This is a genomic window from Bifidobacterium sp. ESL0790 (genome assembly GCF_029395435.1).
GTDB lineage: Bacteria > Actinomycetota > Actinomycetes > Actinomycetales > Bifidobacteriaceae > Bifidobacterium.
Map to the genome: position 1 here is coordinate 1,750,244 of NZ_CP113915.1, position 22,182 is coordinate 1,772,425.

Here is a 22,182-nt window from a genome sequence, read left to right on the forward strand (position 1 = left end):
GCATCATCAACAGTCGGTCTGGTATTTTTGCTTGGCAACTTGCCCAATAGTGCTGTCAACAAGACAGTCCTGCTGGTTTTCGTATGTTTTCAGGACATGAAACGTACGTTTAGCAGCAGGACTGTCTTGTTAGCAGCACAGTGAAACAGCACAGCGAAAGTACGCACATACGACAGACTGCGAAATTGACACCGTGAGCCGGGCTATAGGCCGCGAGCGCGGCGGCGCTTGGACCACATGCGGATGTTGAGGGCGACGGCCGCGGCGGCCAGGACCGGAAGCAGCCACGTGCGCCACCAGACGCTTGGAGCGTCACCGCCGGTCAGAGGCAGGGCCGTGACCACGGGCATCGTGGAATCGAAGGTCGCCACAGATGAGACGTTCGGCTCGCCGCTGCCGACCAAGGTCGGCTCGCTGGCCGCCGGAGAATCCTTCGCCCGCATCTGCGCGTCGCCCTTCAACAGCACGCCACTGGGGACCGGCAGCGTGAAAATGCCATCGCCCGAACCGGATGTGGGGCACGTCGCGCCCGAGATGGACGCTGCGCCTGACGTGCAGGTGAGCGTCGTCGACGAGGTGGACGAACCAGCCGGCCACGTCACCGTCACCGAGAACTTCGTCTCCTTCACGCGATTGGACTGGTTGGTGGCGTCACCGCTCCACACCACGCCAGTCACCGTGCGAGCACCCTTGTTGAACTTGGCGTCAGTGATGGTTGGGGCGACCAAATCGGCCTGCTTGCCCGCGGAGAAGGCATAACTCGAATCACCATCGGAAGTCGTCACCAATCGGGCACGGAACACATACGACAAGCCTTGGCCCACGTCGTCCTCCCCCACCAACGCGGACAGCGGGAACGTCGCAGACCAAGTGCCGGTCGAGGTGTCAAGGGTCACGTCATTCGCGGCGGCCGCGGTACCGACGGTCGGCGTGGTCGAGCTCGGATCGTTCTTGGGCATCAACGCGGCCTCGACCTTGTCACCGTTTTGCAGGGCATAGATACCAGAACCCTGCGGAATGGTGCCCGTCACCTTCACCTTGTCAGGCACACCACCATTCATCCACGGGAATATCAGGTCGTTCGACACCGTCGGGGTTGGTAGCCACACGCCATATAGCGTCACATTGCCAGTGGGTACATAAGCGCCACCGGCTAATCCATCCGGCGTAGTTGCATTGCGGTTAGTGCTCCATCCAAGCAACTGATAGCCTGGACGAGACAAAGTAGAGCTCGAAGGCAAAATCATATTAGGCCAACCAACATGTTGCACATCGGAAGGAGAACCGGTCGCATCAGAAGCATTTTTATCAAATGTTACAGTGTATGGACGCCCATACCACATCGGTACCGAAAGTTGCGGCAAACCCACATAATAGGGCGAACCCGACCAACCATTTTCATTTTTGAAAGGTGCAGCACCTGACCAGTCGGACTCTGGCCAATGCAAATCCGGCCATTGCTCACTTGGCCAACCATTGCTATAAAAAGCAGTGGCAGGCAGACTCACATTCGCAGGTAAGCAAAGGAAATGCAATTCAGTGCCAGTACTTCCAAACATCCAAGTCTTTGAAGCATCAGCACGAATATTCCAATTTGATAAATCAAGAATTGAAAGACTTTTGCAAGCCTGGAACAAATTTTCCATATTTGTCAAGTTAGATACATTCCAATGCTTAATACTGTCTAATGATTGCAATGCAAAATCAAATTGAAACAAGTATTTCATGTTATTTATTTGCGAAGTGTTCCAATGATCCAAACCTATAATCGAAGTTACCCGATAACATCGGCAAAATGTACCATACAAACTAGTGACGCCACTAATATCTAAATTAGTGACATCTATTGTTTTAACATGGTCAAATCCAAAAATACCGTCAAAAATATAACTCATATCAGAAGCAGTTACATGTCCTGACACCGTTGCATATGTCACCGTTGAATTAGTCATCCATGGAGTTGTAGAGGGATCAGGATGATTCGGAATCCTTCCACTTTCTAATTCAAGTATGCATTCATTCCCGTCACCACTTAGATGAATATTCCAATATAATGTGCCACCACCAGTACCAGACCATGGGGTGTGAGCTGGAACCGTATTGCATGTAACTCCTTGTGGTGAAACCACAGGCGTGGTTTGCGGAGGATCGGATTGGGCTTCTACTTTCGACGCGGTATCTGAATCAGGGGCGCCAGGGTTCTTCTCTGAAGTTTGAGCGCGAGCCGAGATGGACGTAGTAGGGTCAGCCACTGATGCAGGAGAAGCCTTTACAGAACCAGACTGTGAACTTTCTGGGAGATCGTGCCCCCCCCCAGACGCGACCGCAACCGACGGAGAGACGGAGAAGAACAACGTTAAGGCGGTCAGGCCTGCTAACAACTTGCAGACTGCACCCCTTATGGTCATTGCAAGCACTCCTCGTTGTCCGAAACCAATAACCCAGTTATTCGCAAACGATTAACTAAGTAAGACAAATCATATATTGAAAATATACACGATACTGCTCACAAATCATATCCAAAACAACACATTCAGATATCGGAATATACGTCACACGTCATATTTTTAGCACTAGTTTTCTATACCCTTTAGCCGAAAGCAACGCAAGCACTGAGGAACTACCCTAACAGGCGAGTCCTGCGCTTTTTAGCACATTTTCGGGCGGAAAAATGTCACATTTAGGGCAGGAAGCGCACGTTAGGGGCAGGAACGACACGTCAGGGAGTAGAGATGGTGCCGTTAGAGGCAGGAACCACTTGATAAGCAACAAGGTAATCTTGCGCGAAAACGTATGTTTCAACGATTCGGGGGATTCAAAAAATTAACGAAACCGTTTTGTTGATGGCGCTGCTTTCAGCCAAGACGAGTTGCGGCGGCGTGGCTGACATCCGTGGACTTGTCCTTTGCGAGCCTCGTCAAAGTGTCTTGCGAGCAGTTCGGGTTGAGCGCGACGGCGCGACGGACCATCGCGGAGAGGACTGAAGGGGCATCGGGTTCGTTCTCCACGCCCAAACTGCCCAAGAAATCTAGGGCGTCGGCCGAAATCTCAGGATTCTGGGCGCCCTCGAGGCGCATCTTCCATGAGGTCTGGGGATTGCGCAGCGCGGCCTCGCGCACCTTGCCGTCCTGGTCCTTGGTGAGCCGGCCGACCAGCCAGTTCTTGTCGTCGGGGTTGGCGGCGACGGCCTCACGCACGGAGGCGTCCGCGTCCTCCGAAAGTTTGACCAGGATGTTCGGGAAGGGCATCGTGGAGGCCAGGAACACGCGATCCTCGAGCGGGGTGTTGACATTGCCCGCCACGGCCTCGAGCAGTGCGGTGGCGCGGGAGAAGGCGGCCTGGTTCTCCTTGGGCGGCAGGGGCTCGCGGGCGAAGTGGCTGAGCTCGGCGGAATCGGTGGTGTGGCGCAGCTCCTCGTAGGTGTCGGTCAGCGGCTCGAAAGTGGGAGTGTCGGTGTCGGAGTCGGTATTTGAGCCTGCATCAGCGGAACCGTTCGATTTACCGGAACCGTTGGAATCGCCAGAAGCCTTAGCATCGGCGGAATTGCTGGAACCGTTTAAGTCAGAAGAATCGCTGGAGGTCTTCGAGTCGTTGGCTGAAGCGACCGCCGGAACGCCTTCGTTGGCGACATCGTTCTCAACGCTCGCCTGCGCGTCCGTCTGCACCTCGGCTTGCTGCGCCACTACGGAATCGTTCTGGGGCATGGCCTCGGAATCACTGTTCTCGCCATTCATCGCTTGGGGTTCCATTTCGCTCATGGTCCCAGCTTAACGCCAGCCGGAGAATCACGGACGAGGCAATGCCGCCCCACATAGCACGGAACCAGAAAACCGTAATATTCGGGTATCGAAACTGTAAAGACGCAGCAGCGAGGATATAAACGTGAAATTTTCCGTTTCTCTGCTGCCAGACCGCGATGCGTCTACTGTCGACTCCGCGCGATTCCGCCGTTTTGATTTTTCATGATTTCATATCCACAGCACGGTGGAGCAGAAATCCTGGGAATCCGCTTCCCTGCTGTGCTCGCCGAAAACGACACTCAGAATCCGCGAGCATTGAATCAGTCCAAACGGTTTCATGGCATCGCATCAACGTTGAAATCCGGAGCCATCACACAGCAGCAAGCGTTGCCCGGGCGTTGAACGCCTCACGAACGCGCGTCTCGAAATCCCCGGCGTTTGCCGATGGAACAGCAAAACGAATGGTGACGTGGTCGGTGAAGTCCTTGGCTTCCTCATTGCCGCCCGCGCTGGCCAGCAACTGCTCGAAACGGCCCAGCCAGGCGTATTCCAGCACCACACGGTAGCGCCGCATGGGCACGATGCGCTTTGTGCCGGCGGCCTTCACCGCCATCGACGCGCCTGTGGAATAGGCGCGGATGAGACCACCGGAACCCAGCAGAATGCCGCCGAAATATCGGGTGACGGTGACAACGCAATCGGTGAGCTTGTTGACGCGGATGACGTCGAGGATCGGCTTGCCCGCCGTGCCCGAAGGCTCTCCGTCATCGCTCATCCGCTCCTTGGCCGCGCCCTGGGCGGCCCCGACGATCGCAGCGTAGGCGACATGACGGGATTTTGGGTGTTGCTCACGAACTTGAGCGACGAATGCGAGCGCCTCGTCGAGGGTGCTTACATGGCAGGCGTCGCCGATGAACTCGGATTTCTTCTCGACGAACGAATCATGCGCGGGGCTCTCAGGGCTCTCGGCAACCGTGGAGAAGCCGTCAATGGTCTCAAGTTGTTTACTGATACCTGCCATCACGTCTCCTTTCGCACTCGTTTCGTCGTTCGTGTCCATCTGTCTGCGCGACACGCGACACGCCATGCCGCCTTTCGCGCAAACCCGCAACCCCCACTGTAGCGAAGGTCTTTCACATCTCAGCATCCGAGAAAAATCGAGAATTGACACGCCTCACGAAAAAAGAGGCTAAACTAGCAACTTAGGAGACAAGGGGACAAAGACGTACCTTTGGCTCCCCTACTATTGACAAAGGCACGCCTTGCACGTATAGACATAGCATGATTCACTGACTAGGCTTCTGGCGCGGCCGCCATTCGGCACAGCGACAGGGACACGGCCGCGATGCGATACGGCACCGGAAACGCAACCGGCCATCCCCTACCATTGACGAATGGAAATCACCACTTCGCGTCTTGTGCTGCGGCCTTGGAAGAAGAACGACTCCGACGAAGCTGCCGCGCTCTTTAAATACGCCTCAGACCCTGAGATTGGGCCGCGTTGCGGATGGATGCCGCACCGGGATGTCGTCGAAAGCATGGAGACGCTCAACCATGTGTTCACCGGCGACGAGAACTATGCCATCACGTTGCGCGGCGGCGATGACACGCCAACCGGCGCCATCGAACTCAAGAAAACCGGACCGGACGACCATGCCGGCGAATTCGTGTGCTCGGCGATTGAGGGGCACAGCCTTTTCGAAGGCGTCGACGAAAGCGAGATGGAGCGGGCGCTTGCCCATTATGACGGCGACCGAGTGCTCGGCTACTGGATCGGGCGGCCGTTCTGGGGGCGGGGCCTGATGACCGAGGCGCTGCGGGCGATGATTCGGCACGCGTTCACGGACCTCGGGTGCGACGCCGTGTGGGGCGGGCACTACGTGGAGAATCCCGCTTCCGGCAAGGTGATGGAGCACTGCGGCATGCGGGCGGTGTGCCGCAAGGACGGCGATTACTTCCCTCTTATCGATGAACGCCACGACGCCATCATGCGGGTGATCACGAAAGATGAATGGCTGAAACGCGCAAATACGCAACAGATGTGACAGCTCAAGCGAGTGGAAGATTGCGGAACTCGCTCACGTAAAGATCGGCTGCTTACAACATCTTTGCGCATTTTATCGGAGCACCATTCGCGATTAATCAATAAGTAATTACGAACCCCGACACGGCAGACGAGCATCGGCAGACAACGGAAACCAAATAAACCCAATAAAAAAGGCCTGAAGCGCAACGCTCCAGACCTTTTCTCTTACCTAGAAGGCAGGCTCAGCATTCAGTCCTTGGTGACCTTCTCGGCGGTCTCCTCAATCTTCTTGCTGCCGGACTTGACCAGCGGAAGCATGAAGACGACGAGGAAGGCCACGGCGACCTCGGTGATGTCCATCGCGGTCTGCTTGCCGTTCCACACCTTCGACTGCCACATGGCGAACCACTCGGAGCCGACGATGGCGAAACCGCCGTACCAGAGCACAATGGCCAGGGCGAACATGATGTAGCCGAAGGTCTTGGCCTTCGAGAACTCCTCGTCACCCTTGTTGATGACGCGGATCATCTTGTAGACCGAGATGTAGCCGGCCAGGGCGATGACGCCCTCGAGGATGATGAGGAACCAGTAGGCGACCAGCCACACCCAGTGGTACGGCAGCGCGCGCCACATCAGGGAGTTGCCCGGGAACGTGGTGTCCATCGACAGGACGTGCTGGACGAAATCATAGTTGGAACCGAAATCCATCAGGTTGCCGATGAACACGAAGAACGCGAACGTCGCGAACATGAAGACCACCAGGATCTTCATCCATTTCTGGACTTTTGCCTCAGTCATATTTTCTTCTCCTATACCGCATGTATCGCAAGGCGGACGCGGCGGAAACCATTCGGGAGGATGAACCATCCCGAAATGGCCAAACGAAATCGCGATGGGGCGGGCGTTGCCTACGACATTGCGCGACTTCGCATCGTTGCCGCAAGCCAATTTTCCTTGCTTAACCAATAAAGCAGAATTAATGATAACGTGAAATTTCGTCGTAACACGGCATAAATCAGTGAGAAAGAATACACTTGCGGGAACTTCGGCGCCATAAGCGCCTTTAGACGGGGCTATCGTGACGAAAACGACAATCGGGAGTAAGCGTTTACCTACTCCCGATTGAATCTTGATTTATATCCAAAAAGCGGAGCCGGAGGGATTCGAACCCTCGCAAAACAAAAGTGTTCCACGCATGAAAACGTTGGAATCAAGCCATTCCTGAGCTTACTAGGACGCCGTGGTTACGTCCTGTGAGTACATTTTGAGTACATTCTGGAGAAGTATGCCGTTCATCGCGTCCCGCATTCCATTCAGATCATCGTCGAAAAGGTCGGCATAGACGTCCAGCGTCATCGCCGCGCTGCTGTGCCCCAGCTGCCTCTGCACCGCTTTGACATTTGCGCCTGAGCGCACCATCAGGCTGGCGGCGGTATGCCGGATATCGTGGATAGTCATGTGTGGGACGCCCGCGGTCTCGCAGGCCCGGTAGAACCACTTCCCCCTTCCGTTGGGATTGGTACGGCGCAAGTATGACCCGTCCGCTCCCGTGAAGAGCAGGTCGTCGTCCTTCTTCCCCTCCATGAGCTTCTTCAGGCCAGCGTCCAGGGCGTCGGGATAGACGATGGTCCTCGACTTGCCATTCTTCGGTGTCCCCTCCACGATCTCCGAACCAAGCTCGGTCGCCGTCCTCTCGATCAGTATACGATGGCGACCCGTGTCCACGTCCCCGACCCGCAGGCCCACGGCCTCACCCCACCGCATGCCACATGTGCCCAGCATCAAGACAATCAGGCCACGCTGCTCCCCCATCGCACCGCCAGTGTTTCTGCAGGCCCGAGCCAGTGCGAAAAGCTGATCCTCGGTGAGATACACATGCTTCCGCCTCGACTTCCGCGGCAATTCGACGCCACGCACAGGATTCCGAGCCAAAAGCCTATCCGCCACGGCATCATCCAATATGCCGGCCAGCACCCCATACGCACGGATCACAATCGTCGCGCTGCGCTCGCCGGCCAGCCGCGTGACCCATTCCTGCACCGAACCGCGCACAATGTTCCGCACCTGCACGGGCCCCCATTTCGGCAAGACATGCACCCGCAAGCTGGTCTCGAGAATCCTGTATGTGCTGGGCTTGACGCTCATCCGCTTCTTCGCAAGCCAAGGCACGCTGCGCTCGCGGATTGTGACGGAGCCCGATGATTCGTCGACGAATTCGCCGTGGATCTTGCTCGACTCTTTTTCGACGGCCCATCTACGGGCGTCAATCTTGCGCTTGAAGCCTCTTTTGACTGTTTTCCGCCCTTCGGGGGTACGGTACTGCACCATGTACTTCGTACCGCCAGAAGTCTGATACGAGCTGATGCTTGCCATAGTATGCTCCGTCCCGTCGTTGGGCGCTATACTGGAGCGCGGAACGACTTCTTATTGGTTGTTGAATCCGTTTCACCACCCTCGCCGGGTTGCCTCTCGGCGAGGGTATTTTCGTACATTAGAGGCTGCGCTTTGACGCATCGTCAAACGACATGTTAGAGACAACGAGACCATATTTATAAAAATCAAAATATGCAGCCAAACTATTTTTATGTTCGAACGAGTTTAACAGTTCACAAACCTTGAGCTCTTCTATAGTAGTCCAATATTTAAAATCGCTATCAAACACCTCACTTTCAGTGACTCCGAAGTGTTTACGCTCTCTTACATACGGACAATAAAATTTTCCGCCGTCAGCGGGGAAAATCTCGTAACGATCTACGAGCGACCCTCGGTAAAGTAGGTCCGCGAATTCTGAGGATACAGGGGTACGATCGGGGAATTTGTCAGTCCAAAAAGACTTCCACCCATCGACCTCGCTGACATATGGGAGCGTCAGTTGCCCCCACTCGATGGCGATGTCGATGTCCTCGCGAAGCACCGCACGGCCGTATGGGCTGTTCGTGTGTTTTTGGTAGGTCTCGTGGTCATCGGGATCGTCGATGTAGCGCCGCATCGACGCGGGCTCCTGCCCCTCTTCGACACGCACGTGGTGCCACGCATCAGCGGTACGGTCAAGGATGATCTTCTTCAGCTCGTAGAATTGCAACTGAAACTCCTGTCTGTTGAGATTTCGGTTTTACTATTAGATTCCCAGGGCTTTTGCTTTTGCCGCCGTGAATTCCTCGTCGGTAAGCACTCCTGAATCATGGAGCTGGGCAAGCTTCGCAAGGATGTCCGCAGTCGAATCGGCTGCATGCTGCTGGGGTGCTGGATTTGCAAGGCCTGCGCCCTCTGGCGCAGCCGGTTCCACTGGCGCTTGCTTTGCCTGGTTGTTGACTTTGACGGCGAATGCTTCCGCTTTCGAGATTTTCTTCCGGTTGACCTCTGTGGCCCACATGAAGTCCGGTCCCTCTATGGTCAGATAACGTTCTCCGCCTTTCTTTTTCTTGGCGGCGAAAGCGAAGACTCCAAGGGCGAGGAGCCTCGTCATAGTGACCCTGGACTGCAGGTCGGACCCCATTTCCAGACGTGCCGTCACTCCTGCGAGGCTTTGCTTCTCTCCCCCGTTCTCGATCGTGTTTTTGTTGAGAATCAGGAAGGTCCCGTCATCGCCGGAGAAATGAGCGATCATGGAGTCGGCGGTCTTCTGCAGATACTGTTTCCCGCTTTGCTCCAAATCGTCGATGTTCTCGAGCGGTACCCTAGGCGTCGCCGCGATCCTCTCGTTTATAGCATTGATGAGCTCGTTGAATTTATTGCGCTGCCCGTAAGTGACCAGCACGGTAAAAGGGTTCCCATTGGTGGAGGCCGCATCGTCGGGATGACCGGTTTCGGATCCGTCCGGTCTCAGGACGCTGAAACTCAACGCCCCATTGGTCATCAGCTTCACGCCTCGCAAGGCGACCGACACCACGGAATCCACCGGGATCCGCACATGCTCGCCGCCAAGGCTTTTCTGGATCATCTTGCTGTGTTGTATATCGATGTTCTCGCCGTCGAAACTGACCGAACTCAGATATCCTTTGACTTCCATTATCCCTACTTTCTCTTATTTAAACCGTCAATTTATGCAACACGAATATGGTCGATCAGGCCACGGCACTCCATATTGGACGCTGGCTTAACCAGGACTTGAAATCCTCGATCACCTGCACCGTCACGTCAAGCTCCGCCGCGATCTTGAAGGCATCGCCCTCATAAACGTTTTCGGCGCTCGCGTATTCCATGGGGTTCACCAGGGTGAGAGCGGTCTCGCGCCGCGTCCGCCTCTCGGCGTCCTTGCCAGCGAGCTGGCACCCGTTGTCGTGGTATCTCGCATGCACCAGCTCGTGGCATAATGTGCACCTTTTCTGGTTGTCGGACATGCGTGGGTCGATAAGGATCAGTCCTAGGTCGTCGAAATAGCAGCCGCAATAGTCCTGGCCGAGAACGTCTTCCCTGACGTCCAGGTGGCTGGCGTCGGCTATGGACAGCAGATCGCCGTATGTAGGGTGCCTCATTGGATCCCTTTTCCTCCTTCCGAATCCCGTCAATCCTGCGGGGTCTCCATCTCCGCTTCCTTGTTTGGATCACGATGAGCCACAAGCGTGTATTCCTCTGGGTGAGCAATCATCGCTTGGATCTTCGCCTCACGCTCAGCAACAGCATCAATTTCAAAAGCACTGTTATCGACCTGCTCGCTTTCATCTTGAGCACGAATCTCTGCAGCACGATTAAGAATTTTTTTTAGCGTAGCGACAGGGTCGACTTCGTAGACGCTGCACAAAGCAACTAACTCTGACAAGCGAACCGAAGATCGTCTGCCTAAACAAATATCCCTCACCCTGTTGTAGGTAATCCGCGTATCAGAGCGTTCTTCAGTTAGCTCTTCGACACGCCGATAAGAGTGTCCGGAATCGATATAGAGATCATCTAAAACCTCTTGGGACGCATAATCTACGGATCCCCAATCAACTTTTGTTGCCATATATTAATGGTAACACTTGCAAACTTAAGTTAACACGTGCTATCATCACGATTATGACGATAACACGTGCAAACAAAATAGCTGCCTGCGCAGTAAAAATACTGCACGACAAGCAGCTTCTCAGCAAAATCCCCAAAACAAAGATTGCCAAACAAACAGCAGTTAGTCGAGTAACTGTGAGTAAACGTCTTGAAGCAAACGACATCAGTTTAACTGCGCTCATTGCAACCGCTGATGCCATCGACGTTGATCCGACCGAAGTACTCAAACAAGCAATTGCTGAATCCGAATCTACAAAAACGAGCACGGCGCTCGCGGACGACTAGCAATCGAAGGAGATGGAGTCATGAGCGATTGCATAGAGATCGTCACCGGTGATTTCACCGATGAATACAAGGTCAGGAATTTCGGCGGCGTGGTCATCGTGCTGGGATATAACGTTTCGCCAAAATACATCGCCCAGGCGGAGAAGTACCTGGACGATGAGAAGTCACGGCTGGAGTCAGGAGAAGGCGACTCTGGTCCCCTTCACGACGTCGTCGCTGTCGACAAGCATCCACCAAGCCATTGCGCGCGGGTTGACGCTGACGTCGCATGGGACGGAAATCCCTTTGACGTTAGCCATCACGGTCACTGCCTCTCCGTTCCTCACCGCGTGGTCAAGGTCGTCAAGAAGCTTTTTCGGATACTTCTCGTCGGCAAGGTCAATCTGTCGCATCTGACCGGCCATCGTTTCGAATCTAAGACGGTACGTCATGACGATACTTCCTTCCCTTCGTTGGGGTTGAACCGCGATTCCAATTCTAACGAGGGAAGGAACCCTACTTCTCCTGTTTCCCGGAAGTGACTGATCTTGAAAGGCGTTGGTGATTCCTATGAGCGAATGCGCTCAAACGGATACGGAGTCGAAGGGCTGTTTCCGTCGCCCACGAAAGATGACCGGCTTCTCGCTCGGGTTCGGGAAGGGGTCGTCTGGGTTGCACTCTGTCCGCTCGGTCGTTCAGGAAGTAGTCCTGGCGGACGGCCTTCATACTACGAGTGGGTTGAAGGACCCAATGAAACCTTATGGCTTGTTCAGCATCCTGAATGGGTTCCAGCCAGACCAGGAGAATCATGTGCTCCCCTATTGGAATCCGGGGAATCGTCTGAAGGTCCACGAACGGACGATCCGGAATGCCCGTGCGTTGAAGGGTCGTCACCCTGCAGCCGACGCCATCGACGCTCACCTGGTAGGCGTCGCCGTCGCCGTCGTTGGTGGCGGTCACGACGAGGCCGGGCTCGCTGAAACCCCTGGACGCGACATACGCCCTCAGGCCGGGAATCACGTCGACGGAGGGCACGTTCGCCATGAGGGCGGTCACGGACCAGCTTGCCTCGGGTCTTGTGTGCCAGTTCCACCAGACGGCGAATCCCGCGGTCAGCAGGGATATGAGAGCGCCGAACCACGACGCCAAGGATCCGATGTCCATGATTCTTCCTTCCTTCGTTGGACTGGTTGCCACGATTCCAAGTCTATCGGAGGAAGGAACCCCTCTCCGGTCTTGATGGGGATGGCCATGGCGCTCCTGGCCGCGTCGATGGTCGCGTTGATGGCGTGGATGTGCGTGGTGCCGGCATGCATGGCACCCCTGCGGCATCTGATCGGGTTCCTTTGGGTGGCGTTCGCCTGTCCGGGCTTGTTCATCGCCGGCATGGAGTCTTTGGCAAGGAAAAGCCGTTAAAAACCCTCGTGATAACTGAATCCCCGGCGTCGGTCTCTTCGAGCATTTGCGAGAACAGGCAACAACCGGCAGCCGGGATCTGCTGGAGAGCATGGTTGGCCGCGCGAGGCCAGGCCGTTGGATGGTCGGGCGGCGCGCACCGGGTTCGAGTCCCGGCTCCGGCGCGCAGGAAAAAGAAAAGCCCCGCTGCAACGGGGCTTCGAAATCAAGTTACGAGGAAAGGATACCACGATGGGTCATCTTATCCAGGGCAGTATCGACGAGCCCGCGGTCGCCGGCACACGCGCCGGGGACCCGTGGACGAGCCAGCTGGCCTCGACCGGTGTCGCCGTGCGTGAGAAGCAGCGGCTGACGTTGGTGGCGATGTACCAGCTTCGTCGTCATTCCGGGGTGCCGCTTGAGGCGTGGCGAGTGCAGAGGCAGGCGCAACGGATCAACAGGCTTCGGCCTCCCGAGGCGCATCCGTTGGGCGAGAGCACGATTCGCACCAGGCTGAAGGAATTGACGAAGCTTGGCATGGTCGTGGAGATCGACCGTGACGGCGTCACCGAGTCCGGTGGCAGGTGCACACGGTACGGGCTTACGCCTGCAGGTCGCAGCGAGGCGAAGGAGGTAGAGGATGCCGAAAGCCGATAGGGAGCGTGTGTGGCTGACCAGCAAGGATCTCGCCGCGCGGTGGCATTGCGCGCTGGGGACGCTGGCGAACTGGCGATATCGGGGCTACGGCCCGCGATTCAGCAAGAACGGCCGGGTCGGCTCGCATGGCGGGCAGGTCCTTTACGATCTCGCGGACGTGGCTCGCTGGGAGCGGGACCACATGATGCGTTCGACGGTGGAGGCGGCATGAGTGTGTCGAGGCTGCCGCGTTGGGCCCTGGTGGATTACTGCAGGGCTTTAGCGAAAAGCAAGGAGAGTTTCGATTCGATGGACGCGCTAATCATCTGCACGGTGAGGCACGCCATGGATGGAGAGGAGACCGGGTTATGGCCGGAGAGACGACGTTGACGATCATCGGCAACCTGACCGCCGACCCCGAGTTGAGGACTCTGGCGGACGGGACGACGGTCGCCAATTTCACGGTCGCCAGCACGCCGCGGACGTTCAACCGCAACACCCAGCAATGGGAGGACGGCAACGCGCTGTTCATGCGCTGCTCGGTCTGGCGCGACATGGCCACCCACTGCGCGCAGACCCTTTCCAAGGGCATGCGCGTCATCGCCCAGGGCCGTCTCCAGCAGAGGAGCTACCAGGCCAACGATGGCACGAACCGCACGGTCGTCGAGATGACGGTCGACGAGATCGGGCCCTCGCTGCGCTACGCCACTGCCCAAGTCGAGCGCCAGTCGGGCAGGAGGGGTTTCGACGGCACGTATGGGAATCCCGACCGCAAGAGCTTCACCGATAGCCGTCAGCAGCCGAAGCCCGCCGGCGACGACCTGGGCATGGACCCGTTCAGCCAGTCCCAGGACGACGCCGAGTTCGGTGGCGATTCGGACGAGCCGGAGTTCTGATGGCCGATCTGATTCTTGGACTCATTGTCATGGCGACGATTTTCGTCGCGTGGCTCGGCGACAGGAAATAACCAAATTTAGGAGGACATGATCATGGAGAAACACGTATACATCACGAAGAGGCAGGCGCAGATCCTGACCCGGTACGCCACGCAGGAAAGCAACAACCCCCTGCTGCAGCACATCTTCTACCGCGACGGTTTCGCCTGGTGGACGAACAAGTTCATCGCGTTGCGCTGGGATCTGCGCGGGAGCAAGATCGAGGACGGCCAGTGGATCGACCTGCTGCCTCCCGAGACCGCCATGGTGCCCAACCAGAAGTTCGATGTGGACGGGAACCTGGCCGCCTGGGCGAAGGTGGCCACGGCCCGCAGCTCCTGGGACATGATGGACCCGGAGCGCTGGAAGTCGGGCATATGCAAGCCGCAGCCCGACCTGCGCGGCCTGTTCGTCCTGCCCGAGACGCCGGCCACCGTGGAGGAGGTGGCCATCAACCCCAGGTTCCTCTTCGACATGGCGGAGATGGTGGGCGGCGAGCCCAACGCCCCGCTGCGCCTGCTGCCCTCGAAATCCGACACCCCCGGGACGTCGCCATGGTGGCTGCTGGGCGGAGACGACTACGTGGCGGCGCTGGTCGTCCCGATGCGGTCCTCGGGCTCCCAGAACCTCCCCTACACCATCAGCCAGGACACAAGCGAAGAGACTGAAGGAGACGAATCATGAGCGCAAGCAAGCCAACGAAGACAGCCAACACCATCCAGATGCTGAAAGTGACCGACCTGCACCCCCATCCGGACAATCCCCGCAAGGACGTGGGCGACGTCTCGGAGCTGGCGGACAGCATCAAGGCCCAGGGAGTCAGGCAGAACCTCTTGGTGGTGCCGAACCCCGACGGCAAGGGCTGGCGTGTGGTGATCGGCCACCGTCGTCTCGCCGCGGCCAAGCTCGCGGGACTCACCCAGGTGCCCTGCGTCGTCGACGAAACTTTGGACGCCAAGAGGCAGCTCGAGCTGATGATCGTGGAGAACTGCCAGCGGTCCGACCTGAAACCCATCGAGGAAGCCGATGCCTACCAGGGATTGCTTGACCTGGGCTCCACGGCCCCCAAGATCGCCAAGCAGACCGGCCGCAGCGCCAAGTATGTGCGTGGACGCCTGAAGATGGCCACGATACCCGATGACGTGCGAGCCAAGTCCAAGGACTTCACGCAACTCTCCGTCTCCGATCTGGAGGCGCTCGCGGAGTTCGAGGACGATCCGGAGTCCCAGGCTGAGCTCGCCGAGAAGGCCGGCACCGACAATTGGGGCTACAAGCTCGACCAGCTGCGGGAACGCCGCATGGAACGCAAATGGAGCGCCGCCGCCCGCCTGGTCGTGGATGACCTTGGCCTGAAGGTCGAGGAGCTCGAAGGCGACCCCTATGGCCATCACGACGGCTACCGGTGGCCCGACCTGATCTATCCCATGAAGAGCGAGACCTTCAAGTACCAGTGGCTGGGGTGGCTCAACATGCATGACGACCCCGACCCGTTGATCAGGGTGCGGCACGATCCGCACGGGATCGACAGGTACTGGGTATACGAGCACAATGCCGAAGACGCGTCCAAAGAGGAGAAACACAAGGAGGAGGAGAAGAAGCGCAAGGCCGAGGAACGCGCCAGGACCCAGCCGATCATGGACCTCGACAACGCCAGCCGCAAGCTCCGCGGCCAATGGCTCCACGCCAACCTCCACTCGCTCACCGAAGCCCAGTGGAGAAAGGCCGTGTCCACGATATTCCTCCACTTCATGCTGGGCGACGGCGTCTACTACTTCAACTCGGGCGCGTCAGCCATATCCTACAAGGCCTTCATCAAGGCCTACAACCTCATCAGCGGGTGCAAGCTGGACGACAAAAGCGACACCGGTTTCATCGCCACGACGACATTCAAGGAGCTCCAGGACAGGCAAGGCAAGAACCCCGAACACGAGACCATCCTCGCGCTCTTCGCCGACTGGGAGGCCGAAATCTGGTGGAGCCTATGGGACGACGAGGACGACCGCAAAACCACCATCCAACCCTATTACGACCTCCTCGAGTCCATCGGCTACCCCGTCAGCGACGCCGAGAAACAGGCGCTCGCGGGCGAATTCGGCAAGGACGTGTCATGAGTGTGCAGGCTTTGAGCTGGGCCTTGGACGAGGCCCCTGTGGCCGACAAGGCGGCCCGCCTGGTGCTGCTGTACATGGCTGACGTGTGCGACAGGAGGGGGCGTGGCAGCTGGCAGTCGGTGACGACGCTGGTCAAGCGCACCCGCTACGGGCGCACGGCCGTGAAGGCGGCGATCGCGGAGCTGCGCGACCTTGGGGTGATCGTGGTGAGCGACGACCAGTCGCCGGCCATGAAGCTGCCCAGGGGTCGCCGGCCGATCGTGTATGACCTGTGCCTCGATGTGACCTGGGACAGCGTGGCAGGGGGTCGGAATACGACCCCCATGGGCGTGGTCGGTGAGGGTCGGAATACGACCCCCTGTGAGGGTCACATTTCGACCGGGTCAGATTCCGACCGGGTCGAAAAAACGGCGTTGAGGGGGTCAGAATGTGACCCCAATACAAAAGATAAACCAACTACTAATCCCCCTGTTGTCCCCCAGGGGGACCAGCAGCAGGAATCGAAACCGGCTAAGAGTCCGCGTACCGAACTGCCGGACGGGTGGATGCCCAACAAATCTCATCGCGTTTATGCGGCTGAGCATGGCGTTGATCTCGAGCGTTCCACACGACGTTTCCGCCGCAACGCCCGGGACAACCGAACCCGCAGCCGCAACTGGGACTCGAAGTTCCAGTCCTGGCTCGAGGACGAGCTGCCCAACAACCGTCCCGACACCTACGCGCAAGAGCCCAAGCCCAAGCCGCACACCCACACCTGGAAGTGCCGGCATGTGCTAGCCCTGCTGCACCGCGACGAGGATAACGCCGAGTACGACGACCTGTCGTGCCACTTGGCCAGCCTGCTCAACCAAGGCAAAACTTCCGGCGAGGCCCTCAAGGAGCTCGGCCTGCCAAACGAAGACGAGGAATGGGAGATCGCATGAGCATCAAAGAAATAATCAACCCGGACTTCTTCGACCATCTGCCCGATGATCCGGTAGCCGACGTGGATTGCGACGCCCTCGGCTGCACGTGCCACATCAGGCTCATGGAAGAGGATTTCGATGACCTGGATCTCGACCGCCGCGCGGACAACAGCTACGACCCCACCGCCATCGACGCCGACATCAAAACGGCACTCGCGAGCAAGGGATGGGGCGTCGGCTCCCGTGGGGTGCAGCGCGGCCACGTCTACTGCCCTCGGCACGCCGGAATGGGGGTGGAGTCATGAGCACGCGTCCTAGCGAGGAGGTCTGCGGGATCGTCGACCAGCGCGACGGCTATGAGTGCCTGGTGTGTGGTGGCATGAGGGCGGATGGCTGGTCGGGCGAGTCACGGCACCACCGTCTCATGCGCTCGCATTCGTTCCCGAGGCTGCATAGTCCGGAGAACATGATGCGGGTGTGTGGCAGTGGAACGACCGGCTGCCATGGCAGGATCCATGCACATCCAGGCATGGCATACAGGCTGGGCTGGCTGGTGCATGAGTGGGTCGAGGATCCCAGCGAGGTGCCTTGCAAAACATGCCGGCATGGCTGGGTGTTCCTCGAAAAGGACGGCACGATGCGTCCCCTCACCAAGCCCGAGCTCGACGAGTGGCTGCTCGCGACCGGTTTGAAGTGGCGTCGGGAGGACATCGGCCCCCATGTCGGCGACATGTGCTCGGTGACCCTGGGCACGGGCTTCCGTGATTTCGGCAAGCTCACCGGCGTCAAGGAGGATTCGTCTGGTGTCGTGGTCGTCACGCTCGACCACACGCAGCCTTGGAGACTCGAGGACAACGCCACCATCAATTTCAACAACTTACAAGGAGAACATCATGAACGCTGAAAGCAAGGATTACCAGAACCGCCATTGGTGGCACGTCTACGAGCCCGGTGCCGAGGAGGCCGCCATGATCGTCGACGCGAAAGACGAGGCATCCGCCCGCAAGGAGTACACGCGCATCACCGTTGATTTTATCGACGAGAAGCCAGAGACTCCGGAGGACGAGTACGTGGTCGAGCGGCTTCAATGGCTCGACGGCTTGGATCCGGATTCTTCTGATGGGTGGATGGCGCTGCTGCGGCACGGCTGGTTCATCGAAACCGATTACGCCCACATGGTTGATGGAGAACTAGGTTACATGTGGCATGGCTCCAAGATGAGCGAGGAGGACTTCAAGGAGTTCGCCGATAAGAGCGGAGCCACCTACCCCGACAAGTACGCTCCCGAGAGCTTGTCTGACGCTACCTCGAGCAAGGAGGAGCAATGAGATACCACAAGATCGCCCGCTGCCCTGAGTGCGGCGGCAAAGTCAAGGCTGACGACGCCTCGTATATGAGGGTCATCGGGGAGGATTCGATTCGTTTCGTGTGCGCCCGCTGCGGGTTCGCGATGAATCTGCGGTTCCAGGAGTACACGGATTCGTGGGACGACGGCATCCGCCTGCAGGCGTGCATCGCCGAGTTCAACAGGATAGTTAACAGCCTGCACACCCCACGCCACCCGCTGGCGTCACGCCGACGCTGCCGGGTATGCGGGTGCGACGACCTGCACGCCTGCCAATGGATCACGGGCCCATGCCACTGGGTGGAACCCGACCTGTGCTCCGCCTGCGCCGACAAGCAGAACATCGACACCATCAACCACTTCATCAGCAAAGCCCTCAACGAATACCGGAAAACACTGACGGCGCTCGCGGGCTGTCTCGGAGACCTGTTCGCACCGTTCAAGGAGATCATGCAATGAGCAAGGAAAACAACATCGACGAGCACGACAAGCTCTTGTGGATCGACATCGAGACCACCGGCCTCGACCCTGAGCATGACAGGATCCTCGAGGTCGAGATGCGCGTCACCGGCATGGACGCCACGAACGTCGAATCACGGCTCGCCATGGTCCTGCCGCTCGACGATCCCCTGATGATATCCCGCGACGCCCTCAGGATGCACACCGCCAACGGTCTGATAGAAGCGGCGCTCGCGGTAGACGACTTTGACCTGCGGCAGGACAAGGCTGATCTGTTCAATTTCGTCTCTTCGGAGGCTGCCGGCGGCAGATTGCATCCCGCCGGCAGCAGCGTGCATTTCGACATCGCCTTCAAAGCCGCTGGCGTGGAGCTTTCGAGTCAGGAGCCCACCGACCATCGCGCCCACACGTGCCTCGACCGTGATATCGCGGAGTACCAAGCGATGTTGCGAATGCTGGGCTGGCTGAGGACTCCCGGCGAGGCGGAGGGATTCGACTCGCTGCATGATTTCGTGTTCTGCCGTGACGGGTGGCGTCCCCTGGACGAGGCCGGGGAAAAGGAGTACGCGAGGCTCTTGGGCAAGGAGCTTTCGGTCGCGTGGCTGAAGGGTGGCAAATACGTGTACGACAAGCTTGTACCACCCACCAGCCCCGGGTACAAGAAATACACCGATCTTCTCGTTAATGACCCCTACCAGGAGCAGGAGGAGGAATCATGAGCAGGCGTACTGAGACGACGGCGATGCTGTCTAGGCTGGTGGAGCGCAGGTGTGCTTCCCGCCATCGCTTCTCGGCCCCCGAGGTGACGCTGGAGGATTCTGATACAGGCAAGCCAGTGCGGGTCGACTTCATGGGTTTCGACCCGTACCTGTGCAACAGCCCCTATCCCAATCCGTCGAGCGTCAGCCTCGGCAGGTTCACCTGCTACGAGGTGAAATCCTGCTGGGCCGATCTGACGAGCGGACATGGTCTCAATATTCTCGGCGACGAGAATTTCCTGGTCACCACCAACGAAGTGGCCGATCGACTTGTCAAGGGGGAAATGCCGCTGCTGCGCCGGCATCTAGACGGTGTGCTGACGCCTCGCGGCAACAGTTTGTGCGTGTCTCGCAAGTGCAAGTGCTTCGGGCGTTCGGAGCGTTACCGGCATTCCAACGACGAGCTCCTGCTCGCTTTGCTGATAGCCCAGACGCACCATGCGCCAATCAAGGAACACATCGGAAAGGAGACGAAATGAGCAGGTTGGAGAAGGGTCATCCCGGCAACCGCGTGTATCTGGCCCGTGTGGGCTGTGCCGACTGGTGCATATTGGTGTGCGCCCGTAACACGCGTGAGGCCCGCAGGATGGCGTTGCCCGAGCTTGACGTTTTCACGGGCATCGATGACGGGCCGGTCACGCCGGTCGACCTGCATGTTCACCTTTACCGGCGTCCCTACGGCGGCTTCGTGGAGACCGAGCACGAGGGTGCCACCGGAGACATCGAGGATTACGCGCTGGTGAACTTCACTGCGGACGATTCCGACACCTGGTACATCCCCGACGGCGACCCGAAACTACGGGAGGAAAACGAAACGCGCGAGCCTGTAGGGCTTGCGGAGATTCGCAAACAGGTCTCCGCGAAATACCGTTACGCCGACTCTTATTTCGCTTCGGACCGGCGTTACCGCGATGGCTACACGGACTGCTTGTCGTGGGTTTTGGGAGTGATCGACGAAAAACTGGAGGAGATAAAATGAGCAAAGAAACAACAAACAACAAACAGATCACTATAGAGGATTTCCATGTGGGCGATGTTGTGCGTTTCGAGCATCATGGCAACCTGCACGAGGGCATCGTCAGCGAGATAGACGTGCCAGGCCGCAATTTCCGCATGGTATGCGATCAGTGTGACTGTGACCACGCTCCGTGTTGGAATTACGTCGCCGGTGACACCAGTCTGCACGACCTTTCACTGGAATCGTCGATACAGGCGCTCAGGGAGTTCGAGGACAAGGCACGCGCGAAAGCCCTGCTCTCGGCCATCACCCCGTCCATTGAAGCATGCGCGCAGCAGGCGGCGTATCTCTATCAGTCGCTCTTCAGCACCCCCTACATCGCCGGCGCGGGGAAAATCATGAGAAGCACAGACAAGACAAGACTGGCGCTCGCGGATCTGAAGGAGAAGCTGCAATGAGCATCGAATACGGTTCCGACGGCCTTCCCTCGGGAATCTCTTCTCATATTGGCGAAGACAGGCTCGACAATCGCCTCACGTACACCGCGTCTCAAGTGCCGGTGGCCGCGGATTGGGCGCTTATCGAACGAAAGATGTCCCTGCTGGAACATCGACTTAACGAGGCGCTTGACACGGTGCGGAGATGCAAGCGTTACGCACACTCGAAACTGGAGGAATTATGACAATGGACAACTCCGGGACCCTCATCATGCAGGCACTGATCATCACCGCTCTCGCCATCGCGCTCATCGCCACTGGCATCCTCTTCGTCAAGGAACACCACGACCACAAAAACAAATAAAACGGCGCTCGCAAAAGGAATAGCACACACCATGGTTGAATCGAATGATAGGAAACAACAGCTCGACAAGGATTTGCGGTCACTGTCCGCCAACCTTCCCGCGCTCCGTGACATCGCGGCGAAGAAGGCCAGTGTGGTTGCTAGACAGTCCGGTGCCGGCTCCTATACCGTCGGCCCGATTCCGGTCAATCTCGGCGCTTGGCAGCTTCTGCAGGACATCCTCAAGTTCGCCCGCGAGCTTGCCAGAGCCTTGCGCTTCGCACCCAGCTTCGACGCCGAATTCGTTTTCAAGGGCACGCTGCGGCATCTTGACGACCTGCTCGCACGACCCGATGCGGCTAGCGTTTGCGAGATCGCACATGAGGCTAGCAAGCGCCTCAGCAGACATCTCGAGCCACCTCCCGCTATGGTGATGATCGGCAAGTGCCTGGACCTTGATTGCCGTGCCGAACTGTGGTGTGGCGAGGACGACCTGGCCTCCGGATGGACTGTGTGCCCTCGGTGTGGCAGGACCACCAGCGTGCACGAGGTGCAACAGCTCCGCATGGTCGAGGCGGCCACTTATGGGGTGCAGGGCACGGCCGCCGACATCAGCGCCATGCTCCGCGACCAGGGCATCAAGGTGCGACGGCAGACCATCTCGCAGTGGAAAAACCGCGGGATCATCCAGCCTGTCGGCCAGCAGGACGGCAAGCCGGTGTTCCTCGTATGGGATGTGTGGAAGGCGATGAACAGGTGACTGTAATCGTTATTTGACATCGCTACTGTAATCGCACATATTGGTAGTGTTGGTTCTTCCCATGAATCGGTAGGCACCAACGCGCTGACCATAATATGTTCTAAGGCATCCGACACAACGTCGGGTG

The 22,182-nt window shown here is 58.0% G+C and carries 31 protein-coding genes; 21 read left to right on the top strand and 10 right to left on the bottom strand.

From position 1 onward, the window contains the following. Positions 1-203: 203 nt before the first annotated feature. The 3 genes from OZY47_RS06620 to OZY47_RS06630 form a co-directional block, all read right to left on the bottom strand. Positions 204-1,049, bottom strand: a complete 846-nt coding sequence (locus OZY47_RS06620; RefSeq protein ID WP_277177546.1) for a hypothetical protein — start codon at positions 1,047-1,049, stop codon at positions 204-206. A 1,806-nt stretch (positions 1,050-2,855) separates the two neighbouring features. After that, positions 2,856-3,758, bottom strand: coding sequence for an AbrB family transcriptional regulator (locus OZY47_RS06625; RefSeq protein ID WP_348519388.1), 903 nt, complete (start codon positions 3,756-3,758; stop codon positions 2,856-2,858). Between the two features lie 352 nt (positions 3,759-4,110). Continuing rightward, positions 4,111-4,761: a YigZ family protein gene (locus tag OZY47_RS06630; protein WP_277177547.1), complete on the bottom strand. Its 651-nt coding sequence runs from the start codon at positions 4,759-4,761 to the stop codon at positions 4,111-4,113. Between the two features lie 373 nt (positions 4,762-5,134). On the opposite strand from OZY47_RS06630, the gene OZY47_RS06635 reads away from it, so the two are divergent. After that, positions 5,135-5,785: a GNAT family N-acetyltransferase gene (locus OZY47_RS06635; RefSeq protein WP_277177548.1), complete on the top strand. Its 651-nt coding sequence runs from the start codon at positions 5,135-5,137 to the stop codon at positions 5,783-5,785. Positions 5,786-6,015: 230 nt separating this feature from the next. Here the strand turns inward: OZY47_RS06635 and OZY47_RS06640 are convergent, their stop codons facing one another. The 6 genes from OZY47_RS06640 to OZY47_RS06665 form a co-directional block, all read right to left on the bottom strand. Further along, complete coding sequence (locus tag OZY47_RS06640; RefSeq protein ID WP_277177549.1) at positions 6,016-6,564, bottom strand: DUF2165 domain-containing protein; 549 nt, start codon at positions 6,562-6,564, stop codon at positions 6,016-6,018. Positions 6,565-6,996: 432 nt separating this feature from the next. Continuing rightward, entirely contained in the window at positions 6,997-8,139 is a 1,143-nt protein-coding gene (locus tag OZY47_RS06645) for a site-specific integrase (RefSeq protein ID WP_277177550.1), read from the bottom strand. Between the two features lie 118 nt (positions 8,140-8,257). Then, positions 8,258-8,848, bottom strand: coding sequence for a hypothetical protein (locus tag OZY47_RS06650; protein WP_277177551.1), 591 nt, complete (start codon positions 8,846-8,848; stop codon positions 8,258-8,260). A 36-nt stretch (positions 8,849-8,884) separates the two neighbouring features. Then, positions 8,885-9,775: an SHOCT domain-containing protein gene (locus tag OZY47_RS06655; protein WP_277177553.1), complete on the bottom strand. Its 891-nt coding sequence runs from the start codon at positions 9,773-9,775 to the stop codon at positions 8,885-8,887. Positions 9,776-9,830: 55 nt separating this feature from the next. Beyond that, positions 9,831-10,241 (bottom strand): ImmA/IrrE family metallo-endopeptidase, encoded by a 411-nt coding sequence (locus tag OZY47_RS06660; protein ID WP_277177554.1) that lies wholly within the window; start codon positions 10,239-10,241, stop codon positions 9,831-9,833. A 29-nt stretch (positions 10,242-10,270) separates the two neighbouring features. Beyond that, the gene (locus OZY47_RS06665) at positions 10,271-10,708 is read right to left on the bottom strand and encodes a hypothetical protein (protein ID WP_277177555.1); all 438 of its coding nucleotides are present in this window, start codon (positions 10,706-10,708) and stop codon (positions 10,271-10,273) included. Positions 10,709-10,761: 53 nt separating this feature from the next. Here OZY47_RS06665 and OZY47_RS06670 point away from each other — a divergent pair, with 53 nt between their 5' ends. Together OZY47_RS06670 and OZY47_RS06675 are read left to right on the top strand one after the other, a co-directional pair. Beyond that, a complete protein-coding gene (locus OZY47_RS06670; RefSeq protein WP_277177556.1) occupies positions 10,762-11,034 on the top strand; it encodes a hypothetical protein in 273 nt (90 codons plus the stop codon). Between the two features lie 20 nt (positions 11,035-11,054). Next, positions 11,055-11,555 carry a hypothetical protein gene (locus OZY47_RS06675; RefSeq protein WP_277177558.1) on the top strand — a complete coding sequence of 167 codons (501 nt, stop codon included), beginning with the start codon at positions 11,055-11,057 and terminating at the stop codon, positions 11,553-11,555. On the opposite strand, the gene OZY47_RS06680 is transcribed toward OZY47_RS06675, so the two are convergent. Further along, positions 11,530-12,177, bottom strand: a complete 648-nt coding sequence (locus OZY47_RS06680; protein WP_277177559.1) for a hypothetical protein — start codon at positions 12,175-12,177, stop codon at positions 11,530-11,532. The genes OZY47_RS06675 and OZY47_RS06680 overlap by 26 nt on opposite strands. A gap of 72 nt (positions 12,178-12,249) precedes the next feature. Between OZY47_RS06680 and OZY47_RS06685 the strand changes: the two genes are divergently transcribed. From OZY47_RS06685 to OZY47_RS06770, 18 genes are all read left to right on the top strand, one after another. After that, positions 12,250-12,429, top strand: a complete 180-nt coding sequence (locus OZY47_RS06685) for a hypothetical protein (protein WP_277177560.1) — start codon at positions 12,250-12,252, stop codon at positions 12,427-12,429. A gap of 231 nt (positions 12,430-12,660) precedes the next feature. Next, positions 12,661-13,065: a hypothetical protein gene (locus OZY47_RS06690; protein ID WP_277177562.1), complete on the top strand. Its 405-nt coding sequence runs from the start codon at positions 12,661-12,663 to the stop codon at positions 13,063-13,065. Further along, positions 13,049-13,276 carry a hypothetical protein gene (locus tag OZY47_RS06695; RefSeq protein ID WP_277177563.1) on the top strand — a complete coding sequence of 76 codons (228 nt, stop codon included), beginning with the start codon at positions 13,049-13,051 and terminating at the stop codon, positions 13,274-13,276. Before OZY47_RS06690 ends, OZY47_RS06695 begins: the two co-directional genes overlap by 17 nt. A gap of 136 nt (positions 13,277-13,412) precedes the next feature. Further along, complete coding sequence (locus OZY47_RS06700; RefSeq protein WP_277177564.1) at positions 13,413-13,940, top strand: single-stranded DNA-binding protein; 528 nt, start codon at positions 13,413-13,415, stop codon at positions 13,938-13,940. A 93-nt stretch (positions 13,941-14,033) separates the two neighbouring features. Beyond that, the gene (locus tag OZY47_RS06705) at positions 14,034-14,663 is read left to right on the top strand and encodes a hypothetical protein (RefSeq protein WP_277177565.1); all 630 of its coding nucleotides are present in this window, start codon (positions 14,034-14,036) and stop codon (positions 14,661-14,663) included. Further along, positions 14,660-16,090, top strand: a complete 1,431-nt coding sequence (locus OZY47_RS06710; RefSeq protein ID WP_277177566.1) for a ParB/RepB/Spo0J family partition protein — start codon at positions 14,660-14,662, stop codon at positions 16,088-16,090. Before OZY47_RS06705 ends, OZY47_RS06710 begins: the two co-directional genes overlap by 4 nt. Beyond that, on the top strand, positions 16,087-17,013 hold the full coding sequence (locus tag OZY47_RS06715; protein ID WP_277177567.1) for a helix-turn-helix domain-containing protein: 927 nt from the start codon (positions 16,087-16,089) through the stop codon (positions 17,011-17,013). The genes OZY47_RS06710 and OZY47_RS06715 overlap by 4 nt, the downstream gene beginning before the upstream one ends. Continuing rightward, positions 17,010-17,300, top strand: coding sequence for a hypothetical protein (locus OZY47_RS06720; RefSeq protein WP_277177568.1), 291 nt, complete (start codon positions 17,010-17,012; stop codon positions 17,298-17,300). The genes OZY47_RS06715 and OZY47_RS06720 overlap by 4 nt, the downstream gene beginning before the upstream one ends. Then, positions 17,297-17,899, top strand: a complete 603-nt coding sequence (locus OZY47_RS06725) for a hypothetical protein (RefSeq protein WP_277177569.1) — start codon at positions 17,297-17,299, stop codon at positions 17,897-17,899. Before OZY47_RS06720 ends, OZY47_RS06725 begins: the two co-directional genes overlap by 4 nt. Next, a complete protein-coding gene (locus tag OZY47_RS06730) occupies positions 17,889-18,323 on the top strand; it encodes a hypothetical protein (protein WP_277177570.1) in 435 nt (144 codons plus the stop codon). Before OZY47_RS06725 ends, OZY47_RS06730 begins: the two co-directional genes overlap by 11 nt. After that, on the top strand, positions 18,320-18,799 hold the full coding sequence (locus OZY47_RS06735) for a hypothetical protein (RefSeq protein ID WP_277177571.1): 480 nt from the start codon (positions 18,320-18,322) through the stop codon (positions 18,797-18,799). The genes OZY47_RS06730 and OZY47_RS06735 overlap by 4 nt, the downstream gene beginning before the upstream one ends. Continuing rightward, positions 18,796-19,518 (top strand): hypothetical protein, encoded by a 723-nt coding sequence (locus tag OZY47_RS06740; RefSeq protein ID WP_277177572.1) that lies wholly within the window; start codon positions 18,796-18,798, stop codon positions 19,516-19,518. Before OZY47_RS06735 ends, OZY47_RS06740 begins: the two co-directional genes overlap by 4 nt. Then, positions 19,515-20,036, top strand: coding sequence for a hypothetical protein (locus OZY47_RS06745; protein ID WP_277177574.1), 522 nt, complete (start codon positions 19,515-19,517; stop codon positions 20,034-20,036). The genes OZY47_RS06740 and OZY47_RS06745 overlap by 4 nt, the downstream gene beginning before the upstream one ends. Continuing rightward, on the top strand, positions 20,033-20,536 hold the full coding sequence (locus tag OZY47_RS06750; protein ID WP_277177575.1) for a hypothetical protein: 504 nt from the start codon (positions 20,033-20,035) through the stop codon (positions 20,534-20,536). Before OZY47_RS06745 ends, OZY47_RS06750 begins: the two co-directional genes overlap by 4 nt. Further along, positions 20,533-20,973 carry a hypothetical protein gene (locus tag OZY47_RS06755; RefSeq protein ID WP_277177576.1) on the top strand — a complete coding sequence of 147 codons (441 nt, stop codon included), beginning with the start codon at positions 20,533-20,535 and terminating at the stop codon, positions 20,971-20,973. The genes OZY47_RS06750 and OZY47_RS06755 overlap by 4 nt, the downstream gene beginning before the upstream one ends. Continuing rightward, positions 20,970-21,197 carry a hypothetical protein gene (locus OZY47_RS06760; protein ID WP_277177577.1) on the top strand — a complete coding sequence of 76 codons (228 nt, stop codon included), beginning with the start codon at positions 20,970-20,972 and terminating at the stop codon, positions 21,195-21,197. The genes OZY47_RS06755 and OZY47_RS06760 overlap by 4 nt, the downstream gene beginning before the upstream one ends. Then, entirely contained in the window at positions 21,194-21,316 is a 123-nt protein-coding gene (locus OZY47_RS06765; protein WP_277177578.1) for a hypothetical protein, read from the top strand. The genes OZY47_RS06760 and OZY47_RS06765 overlap by 4 nt, the downstream gene beginning before the upstream one ends. Before the next feature lie 31 nt (positions 21,317-21,347). Next, positions 21,348-22,055, top strand: a complete 708-nt coding sequence (locus OZY47_RS06770) for a hypothetical protein (protein ID WP_277177579.1) — start codon at positions 21,348-21,350, stop codon at positions 22,053-22,055. The last annotated feature ends 127 nt before the right edge of the window (positions 22,056-22,182 follow it).

Excerpts from the sequence above, each read along its gene's own strand:
- OZY47_RS06690 (WP_277177562.1), top strand. The coding sequence starts at position 12,661 with ATGGGTCATCTTATCCAGGGCAGTATCGACGAGCCCGCGGTCGCCGGC.
- OZY47_RS06655 (WP_277177553.1), bottom strand. The coding sequence starts at position 9,775 with ATGGAAGTCAAAGGATATCTGAGTTCGGTCAGTTTCGACGGCGAGAAC.
- OZY47_RS06715 (WP_277177567.1), top strand. The coding sequence starts at position 16,087 with ATGAGTGTGCAGGCTTTGAGCTGGGCCTTGGACGAGGCCCCTGTGGCC.
- OZY47_RS06750 (WP_277177575.1), top strand. The coding sequence starts at position 20,033 with ATGAGCAGGTTGGAGAAGGGTCATCCCGGCAACCGCGTGTATCTGGCC.
- OZY47_RS06660 (WP_277177554.1), bottom strand. The coding sequence starts at position 10,241 with ATGAGGCACCCTACATACGGCGATCTGCTGTCCATAGCCGACGCCAGC.
- OZY47_RS06755 (WP_277177576.1), top strand. The coding sequence starts at position 20,533 with ATGAGCAAAGAAACAACAAACAACAAACAGATCACTATAGAGGATTTC.
- OZY47_RS06710 (WP_277177566.1), top strand. The coding sequence starts at position 14,660 with ATGAGCGCAAGCAAGCCAACGAAGACAGCCAACACCATCCAGATGCTG.
- OZY47_RS06680 (WP_277177559.1), bottom strand. The coding sequence starts at position 12,177 with ATGGACATCGGATCCTTGGCGTCGTGGTTCGGCGCTCTCATATCCCTG.
- OZY47_RS06675 (WP_277177558.1), top strand. The coding sequence starts at position 11,055 with ATGAGCGATTGCATAGAGATCGTCACCGGTGATTTCACCGATGAATAC.
- OZY47_RS06635 (WP_277177548.1), top strand. The coding sequence starts at position 5,135 with ATGGAAATCACCACTTCGCGTCTTGTGCTGCGGCCTTGGAAGAAGAAC.
- OZY47_RS06640 (WP_277177549.1), bottom strand. The coding sequence starts at position 6,564 with ATGACTGAGGCAAAAGTCCAGAAATGGATGAAGATCCTGGTGGTCTTC.
- OZY47_RS06700 (WP_277177564.1), top strand. The coding sequence starts at position 13,413 with ATGGCCGGAGAGACGACGTTGACGATCATCGGCAACCTGACCGCCGAC.
- OZY47_RS06705 (WP_277177565.1), top strand. The coding sequence starts at position 14,034 with ATGGAGAAACACGTATACATCACGAAGAGGCAGGCGCAGATCCTGACC.
- OZY47_RS06645 (WP_277177550.1), bottom strand. The coding sequence starts at position 8,139 with ATGGCAAGCATCAGCTCGTATCAGACTTCTGGCGGTACGAAGTACATG.
- OZY47_RS06760 (WP_277177577.1), top strand. The coding sequence starts at position 20,970 with ATGAGCATCGAATACGGTTCCGACGGCCTTCCCTCGGGAATCTCTTCT.
- OZY47_RS06730 (WP_277177570.1), top strand. The coding sequence starts at position 17,889 with ATGAACGCTGAAAGCAAGGATTACCAGAACCGCCATTGGTGGCACGTC.
- OZY47_RS06670 (WP_277177556.1), top strand. The coding sequence starts at position 10,762 with ATGACGATAACACGTGCAAACAAAATAGCTGCCTGCGCAGTAAAAATA.
- OZY47_RS06720 (WP_277177568.1), top strand. The coding sequence starts at position 17,010 with ATGAGCATCAAAGAAATAATCAACCCGGACTTCTTCGACCATCTGCCC.
- OZY47_RS06745 (WP_277177574.1), top strand. The coding sequence starts at position 19,515 with ATGAGCAGGCGTACTGAGACGACGGCGATGCTGTCTAGGCTGGTGGAG.
- OZY47_RS06740 (WP_277177572.1), top strand. The coding sequence starts at position 18,796 with ATGAGCAAGGAAAACAACATCGACGAGCACGACAAGCTCTTGTGGATC.
- OZY47_RS06770 (WP_277177579.1), top strand. The coding sequence starts at position 21,348 with ATGGTTGAATCGAATGATAGGAAACAACAGCTCGACAAGGATTTGCGG.
- OZY47_RS06665 (WP_277177555.1), bottom strand. The coding sequence starts at position 10,708 with ATGGCAACAAAAGTTGATTGGGGATCCGTAGATTATGCGTCCCAAGAG.
- OZY47_RS06735 (WP_277177571.1), top strand. The coding sequence starts at position 18,320 with ATGAGATACCACAAGATCGCCCGCTGCCCTGAGTGCGGCGGCAAAGTC.
- OZY47_RS06725 (WP_277177569.1), top strand. The coding sequence starts at position 17,297 with ATGAGCACGCGTCCTAGCGAGGAGGTCTGCGGGATCGTCGACCAGCGC.
- OZY47_RS06630 (WP_277177547.1), bottom strand. The coding sequence starts at position 4,761 with ATGGCAGGTATCAGTAAACAACTTGAGACCATTGACGGCTTCTCCACG.
- OZY47_RS06625 (WP_348519388.1), bottom strand. The coding sequence starts at position 3,758 with ATGAGCGAAATGGAACCCCAAGCGATGAATGGCGAGAACAGTGATTCC.
- OZY47_RS06765 (WP_277177578.1), top strand. The coding sequence starts at position 21,194 with ATGACAATGGACAACTCCGGGACCCTCATCATGCAGGCACTGATCATC.
- OZY47_RS06695 (WP_277177563.1), top strand. The coding sequence starts at position 13,049 with ATGCCGAAAGCCGATAGGGAGCGTGTGTGGCTGACCAGCAAGGATCTC.